Below are 8060 nucleotides of genomic sequence, written 5' to 3'. Positions count from 1 at the left end.
AGCCGATGGCGCCGCACCGCCGGCCAATGGGGCGGCACCGGCTGATGCCGCGGCCACTCCGCCGGCGCCCGCAACCGGCACGCCGCCCGCGGCACCGACGGCCGCAGCTCCCGAGCCGACCGTTGCAGTCGGCCAGAAGGCAATCTTCTACGAGGAACGCACCTCGACCGCGCAAGGTTCGGCCGAACCCGGCAGCATCGTCTGGTCGCTGGTCCAGGAATCGCCCGGCGGCGACCTGCCGCCGGAACCGGCGATCCGCGCCGAGGCGACAATTCCCGGCAAGGACATCCAGCTGCGCATGACCATCCGCCGCAACACCGACCAGACGCTGCCGGCCAGCCACATCATCGAGATGATCTTCCTGACTCCCGAGGGCTTTGACGGCGGTGGCGTCGACAACATCCTGCGTGTCGCTATGAAGAGCTCGGAACAGGATGCCGGCAGCCCGCTGATCGGCATCCCGGCCAAGATCGCCGACGGCTTCTTCCTGGTCGCGCTCAACGACACCAAGGCAGATGAGGACGCCAACCTCACCTTGCTTCGGGGCCAGGACTGGATCGACGTGCCGGTGGTCTACAAGACCGGACGCCGGGCGCTGCTGACCATGGAAAAGGGCATTCCCGGCGAGAAGGTGTTCGACGAGGCGCTGAAGGCCTGGCAGGCGAAGACAGCGGGCTGAGGCGGGCCGCTGCAGTGGCTACCATCGCTCAGAAGCCTTGAAACAGCATGTCGAGCGCGGCGACGATGTCGTCGTGATGCTTCGTCAGGTTCAGCCGGCTTTCACCCAATTCGCTTGCGGGAACAGTAGCAATCAGGTGTGTGGCCATAACCAGCTTGCGGCCGTTGATCTCGAAGATCGGATGAAGCCTTCGCATCGGCGGCGGCACCGTTGCGACCGGCAGAAGCGGGACGACCACTCGCGTTTTGAAATTGTCGAGTAGGTCGGATTGAACGTCGAGCAAATAGTTGCCTTCGCTGCGGGCAGCAAAGACATCGTAGCGGGCCATCAGAACTGCCGGTACTCTTCCAGCGGGATGCCGGCCTTGTCGATATAGTCGTTCCACGCATCCATAGTGGCGCGGTTCTCAAGCTTCCATAGTCGCGTTTTTTCAGCCGCCACCGCCTCCGCTATACCGGCTTCAGCGGCGCGCGAGACATTCACGTCGAGCCCCTTGGCTTCCCTCATGAGGTTCGAATCGATCGACAGGTTTGCTGGCTGACGGATCGCATTCAAGGCAATCTTACGCATAATAGCCTCCGAGACATGCGCATAATGTATGCGCATTCCGGTACGGAGGCAATAATCGTGCGATGCCGATTGGAGGGGCCTACCCTTCCATCTCCTCGCGCAGCATTTCCAGCTCCAGCCACTCTTCCTCGAGCGCAGCCAGCGTGGCGCGTTCCTTGTCGAGGGCGGCTATAGTCTTCTGGAACGAGGCCGGATCGCGTTCGTAATAAGCCGGATCGGCGATGTTGTTCTCCAGCCGCGAGATCGAGGCCATCACCGCCTCGATCTTCTTGGGCAGCGATTCCAGCGCGAATTTTTGCTTGAACGACAGTTTCTTCGCCGGTCCCTTCGGCGTTGCCGGCTCGCTCTTGCCGGCTGCCGGCGTGTCACCTGCCTCAGTCTTGGCGCGTGCCTTGCGGTCGTCGAGCCTTGTGCCGCCGCGCTGCGCCAGCATGTCGGCATAGCCGCCGGCATATTCGATCCAGCCGCCGCCGCCGCCCGGTGCGATGATGCTGGTCACGGTGCGGTCGAGGAAGTCGCGGTCGTGGCTGACCAGGATGACCGTGCCGGCAAAGCCGGCGACCAGTTCCTGCAACAGTTCCAGCGTCTCCATGTCGAGATCGTTGGTCGGCTCATCAAGCACCAGAAGGTTGGCCGGCCGCGCCAGCACGCGGGCCAAAAGCAGCCGCGCCCGTTCGCCGCCGGACAGCTCGCGCACCGGCGTGCGCGCCTGTTCCGGCTTGAACAGGAAATCCTTCATGTAAGAGACGACATGGCGCTGCTCGCCATTGATGACGAGGTTTTCGCCGCGCCCGTCGGTGAGATATTGCGACAGCGTCTCGGCCGGGTCGACCGACTCGCGCTTCTGGTCGAGCGTGGCGATTTCCAGATTGGTGCCGAGCCGGACCGAGCCGGCATCTGGCTTCAACTCACCGGTCAGCATCTTCAACAGCGTCGTCTTGCCGGCGCCGTTCGGTCCGACCAGGCCGACGCGGTCGCCGCGCTGGATGCGGGTCGAAAAGCCCTTGACCACGGTGAGATCGCCAAAGCTCTTCTCGATGTTCTTGGCCTCGATCACCAGCTTGCCGGATTCGGCGGCGTCGCTGGCCACCATGGTCGCCGAGCCCTCGGCGCCGCGATGGCCGCGAAAACGCTGGCGCATCGTCTGCAATTCGCCAAGCCGGCGCATGTTGCGCTTGCGCCGCGCGGTCACGCCATAGCGCAACCAGTGCTCCTCGCGTACGATCTGGCGGCCGAGCTTGTGCTGCTCGCGCTCTTCCTCTTCCAGCACCAGGTCGCGCCATTCCTCGAAATGGCCAAAGCCCTTGTCGAGGCGGCGGGTCTGGCCACGATCGAGCCAGACGGTGGCGCGCGAGACGCGTTCGAGAAAACGACGATCGTGCGAGATGACGATCAGCGCCGACGAGGTGCGGACAAGCTCCTCTTCCAGCCATTCGATGACCGACAGATCGAGATGGTTGGTCGGCTCATCAAGCAGCAGAATGTCGGGCTCCGGCGCCATCACGCGGGCGAGAGCGGCGCGGCGCGCCTCGCCGCCGGAGAGATCGTTGGGGTTTTCGTTGCCGGTGAGGCCGAGATGCTCCATCAGATAGGTGGCGCGGTAGGGATCGTCGGCCGGCCCAAGCCCCGCCTCGACATAGGCACGGACATTGGCAAAGCCCTCCATGTCGGGCATTTGCGGGAGATAACGCACCGTCGCTGAAGGCTGGCGAAAGACTTCGCCGTCCTGCGGCTCGATCAGCCCGGCGGCGATCTTGAGCAGTGTCGACTTGCCGGAGCCGTTGCGGCCGACCAGCGCTATCTTGTCGCCGGCGGACGCGGTGAGTTCGGCGCCATCGAGCAGCGGTGTGCCGCCAAAGGTCAGTTTTATCCCGTCGAGATTGAGAAGGGGCGGGGCCATGTCAGCTTTCAGGCAAGGGATAGGGATGAGCGAGCAGCAGCGCGCGGCCATGACCGAGCGCGATTTCGAGCCGGCCCCCGGTCTTCTGTGACTTGACCTCGTTGGAGATGGTCAGCGACGAGCCGAAGGCAACCTCGACATGGTCGAGCGGCCATTTGGCGCCGGTCACGGTGAGGCCCGAAAGATCGGAAAAGCCGAGCACCGAAAACAGCGTACCGTCGGCGTAGTCGAAGCCGGCCTTGCCGGGCAAAAGGGGAACGCCCTCCTGCGCGCCGCTGGTCAACAGCACTTTTGTGCCGGCCTCGGCCAGCCGCAGGCTGAGCGCCAGGTGAAGGAAGGCGTGGTCGGCGCGCTTGCCGCCGAAAGCGCCGGCCAGCACCAGGCTGGTGGCGCCCCGCTCCAACGCCGCTGCGATCGCCAGTTCGCCGTCGGTCTTGTCTTTTTCCGGCGGAAATACCTGGCGCGGCACGGCGGCGAGATCGGCGGGCAGGTCCGCCGGCACGGAATCGAAGTCGCCCACCCATAGCTCCGGCATCAGGCCGAGCAGGCGGGCATGGCCGATGCCGGCGTCGGCGGCAATGACGCGCGTGCCCTCGACCTGGCGGTCGAGCCGGGGCGTGCGGATGAGATCGCCGCCAAGCAGGATGGTGAATGTGCTCATATCCGGTGGCCCTTACCAGCCCTGCCGGCGAAACGGAAGGCCGAGCGCCACCGCCGCTAGATCAGGATGACGTTTGGTTGAATCGTCATCCTGATCTGGCTCCTTTTTTTGGAGCATGATCTTTTTCCGAAAACCGGTTCCCACTTTTCGGGATCATGCTCGAGCAAACTTCCGCTTGCGTGGCACCTTGGCCGGGCCTATGTGTCGAAACGCTCTAACGGGGTGCCGGACGCGACTTTCGCGGACCGGCTGAGAGGCAGTCTCGCCAACCCGCTGAACCTGATCCGGTTTGTACCGGCGGAGGGATTAGACGCTTCGGACAGACCGACGCCTCAATTCCTTTCAACACGCATGAGGAGGCGCCGATGTGCATGTTTTTGTCCCGTCTTGTCCCAGCCCTGGGTCTTGCTGTTTCGCTTTTGGCAAGCCCTGCGTCCGCGCAGGACAAACTTACCATCTACACCTACGAGAGCTTCACCGCCGACTGGGGTCCCGGCCCTGCTGTGAAGAAGGAATTCGAAGCCGAATGCGGCTGCAGCGTCGACTTCGTCTCGGTCGCCGATGGTGTCGCGCTGCTCAACCGCGTCAAGCTCGAAGGTGCCTCGACCAAAGCCGATATCGTGCTTGGCCTCGACACCAACCTGACCGCCGAAGCCAAGGCCACCGGGCTGTTTGTCCCGCATGGCGCGGTGGCTGAAAACAGCGTGCCGGGCGGCTGGAGCGACGATACTTTTGTCCCCTATGACTATGGCTACTTCGCCGTCGTTTACGACACCGAGAAGCTGAAGAGCCCGCCCAAGAGCCTGAAGGAATTGGTCGAGGGCGACGCCGCCGACAAGATCGTCATCCAGGATCCGCGGACGTCGACGCCGGGTCTCGGCCTGCTGCTCTGGGTAAAGTCGGTCTATGGTGACAAGGCGCCGGAAGCCTGGGCCAAGTTGAAGCCGAAGGTGCTGACGGTGACGCCGGGCTGGAGCGAGGCCTATGGCTTGTTCACCAAGGGCGAGGCGCCGATGGTGCTGTCCTACACGACCTCGCCGGCCTACCACATGGTCGCCGAAAACACCGAGCGCTACCAGGCGGCGTCTTTCGAGGAGGGCGAATACCTGCAGATCGAGGTCGCCGGCATCACCACGACAGGCGCGAAGAACCCGCTGGCGGCAAAGTTTTTGGCCTTCATGACCGGACCGAAGTTCCAGAATGTCATTCCGGAGACCAACTGGATGTTCCCGGCGGGCAAAACCGACAAGCCGCTCAATCCGGCGTTCGACAAACTGGTCAAGCCGGCCAAGACACTGCTGTTCAGCCCGGAAGAGGTTGCGGCCAATCGCAAGGCCTGGGTGGATGAGTGGCTGACGGTGATGAGCAAGTAGAATTCAGGATGGCGCTTGAACACCCCCCTCTGTCCTGCCGGACATCTCCCCCGCAAGGGGGGAGATCAAGCGCTCGACCGCTTTCGCCAATCCTCCACGCAGCAAGTGCGGGACGCGGAGTGAAGTTGCTAATCTCCCCCCCTGCGGGGGAGATGTCCGGCAGGACAGAGGGGGGTGGGCGGGAACTCGACGCGGATAACGCTTCCGTCCTATTCAAACCATCCCGTGTGTTTGGTTAGGCGGAATGCCAACGCCCAGCGATCCCCGCATCACCGCCGGCATCGTCGCGCTCGCGGCAATCGCGCTGCTCATCGGCGGCGCCTTTGCCGGGCTCATCCGCGAAGGCGCGCACGACCTTTCCGGCGCCGCGTCCGCCTTCGATCTCTATCTTCTGCGCGTCGTCCGCTTCACGCTCTGGCAGGCAGTGCTTTCGACGCTGCTTTCCGTCGTGCCGGCGCTGTTCGTGGCGCGTGCGCTCTCGCGGCACCCGCGCTTCTTGGGCCGCGGCTTTATCCTGCAGCTGTTCACCGTGCCGCTGGCGTTGCCGGCCATTGTCGCGGCGCTGGGCATACTGGCGCTCTATGGCCGGGCGGGCTATTTCGCAGGGATCGCTGGCCAAAGCTGGCCTGATATCTACGGGCTTTCGGGCATCCTCGTCGCCCACGTCTTCTTCAACCTGCCGCTGGCGACGCGGCTGTTCCTCGAAGCGCTGGGGACGGTGCCCGCCGATCAATGGCGGCTGGTAAGCCAGCTCGGCATAGGGGCGAGACCGGCTTTCCGGCTGATCGAATGGCCGGTGCTGCGTGCAGCCCTGCCGGGCGTTGCCGGACTTGTCTTCATGCTTTGCATCACCTCCTTCACCATCGTGCTCATCTTGGGCGGCGGGCCGGCGGCGACGACGCTGGAGGTCGCCATCTACCAGGCGCTGCGCTTCGACTTCGATCCGGCACGGGCTGTCACACTCACGGTGCTGCAGATCGCGCTGACCTTCGCCGTGGTGCTGGCGCTGACGCGGCTGGGCGCCAACGTGACCGGCGACGCCAATCTGCCGGTGGCGCCACGCCGATATCTCTCGGCCGGCCCGATCGAAACGGCGCTCAACACAGCATTGATCGTGCTTGCTCTGCTGTTCGTCGCCGGGCCGATGGCGGCCACCGTCGCCTCCGGCCTTGGCGCCGATCTCAGCCGGCTGGCCGGCGAAAGTGCGGTGCGCCAGGCGACGCTGACCAGCGCCGGTCTTGGCCTGCTGGCGGCGCTGCTTTCGGTGGCGCTGTCGCTGTCGCTGATCATGGCGCGCCGGGCGCTGGCCCTGCGCCACCGTGGCGGTCGCTCGCTGCTCGAACGTGCCACCGACACCGGCGCCGGTTTTGTCCTCGTCGTGCCGCCCATCGTCATCGGCGCCGGCTGGTTCCTCTTGCTGCGCACGGTCAGCGATGTCTTTGCCATCGCGCCGGTCATGGTCGTCACGGTCAATGCGGTGATGGCGATGCCCTTTGCCATCCGCGCCATGCGCCCGGCCTATGATGCAGCGAGCGAACGCCACGAAAAGCTGTGCGCACAGCTCGGCATTTCCGGCTGGAGCCGGCTACGCCTGGTCGATTGGCCGTCGCTACGGCGGCCGCTGGCCACCGGCTTTGCCTTCGCCATGGCGCTGTCGCTCGGCGATCTTGGCGTCATAGCGCTGTTCGGCAGCGATTCGGTGCAGACTTTGCCCTATCTCCTGCTGGCGCGCATGGGCAGCTACCGCACGGTCGACGCCGCCGGACTGGCTTTGCTGCTCGGGGCGGTCTGCCTCGCTCTGGTGGTCGCCGCGGATTGGTTGGGACGAGGAGAAAGATCGTGACTTCCGCCATGGAAAAAGGCGTGGCCGTGCGGCTGGACAAGGTCTCGTTCAGCTATGGCGAGGCGCCGTTCCTGTTCGATGTCGAATTCGCCGCGTCCAAGATCACCGCCATCATGGGGGCAAGCGGTTCGGGAAAGTCGACCTTGCTCAATCTGGTCGCTGGCTTCGAGACGCCGCAATCCGGCCGCGTTCTGATCGGCGGCGCCGATGTCGGCGCTTCCGCGCCGTCGGCGCGACCAGTCTCGATGGTGTTCCAGGAAAACAATCTGTTTGCTCATCTCTCGGTCGAGAAGAATGTCGGCCTCGGCCGCTCGCCCTCGCTTAGCCTGACGCAAACCGACCGCGCCGCGATCGCCGAAGCGTTGAGCCGTGTCGGCCTTGCCGGCAAGGAAAAGCGCCTGCCACGCGAACTCTCCGGCGGCGAAAGGCAGCGCGTGGCGCTCGCCCGCGTTCTGGTGCGCGACCGGCCGGTGCTGCTGCTCGACGAGCCGTTCGCTTCGCTTGGGCCAGCGCTGCGCGACGACATGCTCGACCTGGTGGCCGGCGTCCATGCCGAGCGGGCGATGACGATGCTGTTCGTCACGCATCAGCCGGAAGACGCGCGACGCATCGGCGAGGACATTGTTTTTCTGGACAATGGCAGGGTTGCCGCAACCGGACTTGCCGCGGATTTTTTCGATGGCACTGGCCCTGAAGCGTTTCGGCGCTATATCGGCGCAAGTTCGGGCGGATCACGCGATATTGCCCGGAAGCGGACATAATTTACGACCAAACCGGCTACAGGTGATGTGGCGCTTGCTTGCCATGGTCCAGCTGATGTGGCTAGGTCCGCCCAGTACTGGTCCGGCACGAGCCGTGATTTGCCCCTACAGCGCCGCATCCATCCGGATGTGTAAAACGCTGTAGGTTTTTTGATTTGTGCAGGATTGCCACCGAAAATTCGATTTTTCGCTGGCGCGGACTCCTGGGTCCAGGTCATGCGCCGAGAGCTGAAGGGACGCCGTGCTGTCGACCGGCACTGACACTTTGAGACG

7 protein-coding genes, 1 pseudogene and 1 riboswitch are annotated in these 8060 nt (G+C 64.4%); of the genes and pseudogenes, 4 read left to right on the top strand and 4 right to left on the bottom strand.

Going from position 1 to position 8060, the window contains the following annotated elements; translation table 11 throughout:
- Positions 1–679 (top strand): annotated as a pseudogene (locus AC1D1B_RS27510) (hypothetical protein); the annotation flags it as partial.
- 28 nt (positions 680–707) lie between these two features.
- Here the strand turns inward: AC1D1B_RS27510 and AC1D1B_RS27505 are convergent.
- The 4 genes from AC1D1B_RS27505 to AC1D1B_RS27490 form a co-directional block, all read right to left on the bottom strand.
- On the bottom strand, positions 708–1007 hold the full coding sequence (locus tag AC1D1B_RS27505) for a CcdB family protein (protein ID WP_477336116.1): 300 nt from the start codon (positions 1005–1007) through the stop codon (positions 708–710).
- Positions 1007–1249, bottom strand: a complete 243-nt coding sequence (locus AC1D1B_RS27500; RefSeq protein WP_181057822.1) for a type II toxin-antitoxin system CcdA family antitoxin — start codon at positions 1247–1249, stop codon at positions 1007–1009. Before AC1D1B_RS27500 ends, AC1D1B_RS27505 begins: the two co-directional genes overlap by 1 nt.
- 79 nt (positions 1250–1328) lie before the next feature.
- Positions 1329–3149 (bottom strand): ABC-F family ATP-binding cassette domain-containing protein, encoded by a 1821-nt coding sequence (locus AC1D1B_RS27495; RefSeq protein ID WP_477336114.1) that lies wholly within the window; start codon positions 3147–3149, stop codon positions 1329–1331.
- A gap of 1 nt (position 3150) precedes the next feature.
- Complete coding sequence (locus AC1D1B_RS27490; protein WP_477336112.1) at positions 3151–3810, bottom strand: thiamine diphosphokinase; 660 nt, start codon at positions 3808–3810, stop codon at positions 3151–3153.
- Between the two features lie 208 nt (positions 3811–4018).
- A riboswitch (TPP riboswitch) is annotated at positions 4019–4133 on the top strand.
- A 48-nt stretch (positions 4134–4181) separates the two neighbouring features.
- On the opposite strand from AC1D1B_RS27490, the gene thiB reads away from it, so the two are divergent.
- The 3 genes from thiB to thiQ all read left to right on the top strand — a co-directional run bounded on the left by thiB (position 4182) and on the right by thiQ (position 7787).
- The gene (gene thiB / locus AC1D1B_RS27485; protein WP_477336110.1) at positions 4182–5183 is read left to right on the top strand and encodes a thiamine ABC transporter substrate binding subunit; all 1002 of its coding nucleotides are present in this window, start codon (positions 4182–4184) and stop codon (positions 5181–5183) included.
- A 244-nt stretch (positions 5184–5427) separates the two neighbouring features.
- A complete protein-coding gene (gene thiP / locus AC1D1B_RS27480; RefSeq protein WP_477336108.1) occupies positions 5428–7026 on the top strand; it encodes a thiamine/thiamine pyrophosphate ABC transporter permease in 1599 nt (532 codons plus the stop codon).
- An 8-nt stretch (positions 7027–7034) separates the two neighbouring features.
- Positions 7035–7787: a thiamine ABC transporter ATP-binding protein gene (gene thiQ, locus AC1D1B_RS27475; RefSeq protein WP_477336140.1), complete on the top strand. Its 753-nt coding sequence runs from the start codon at positions 7035–7037 to the stop codon at positions 7785–7787.
- Positions 7788–8060 lie beyond the last annotated feature (273 nt).

Source organism: Mesorhizobium sp. P2_C5_2, from assembly GCF_056404535.1.
The sequence above is the reverse complement of the archived record's forward strand: the minus strand, read 5'-3'. Positions and strand labels throughout refer to the sequence as shown.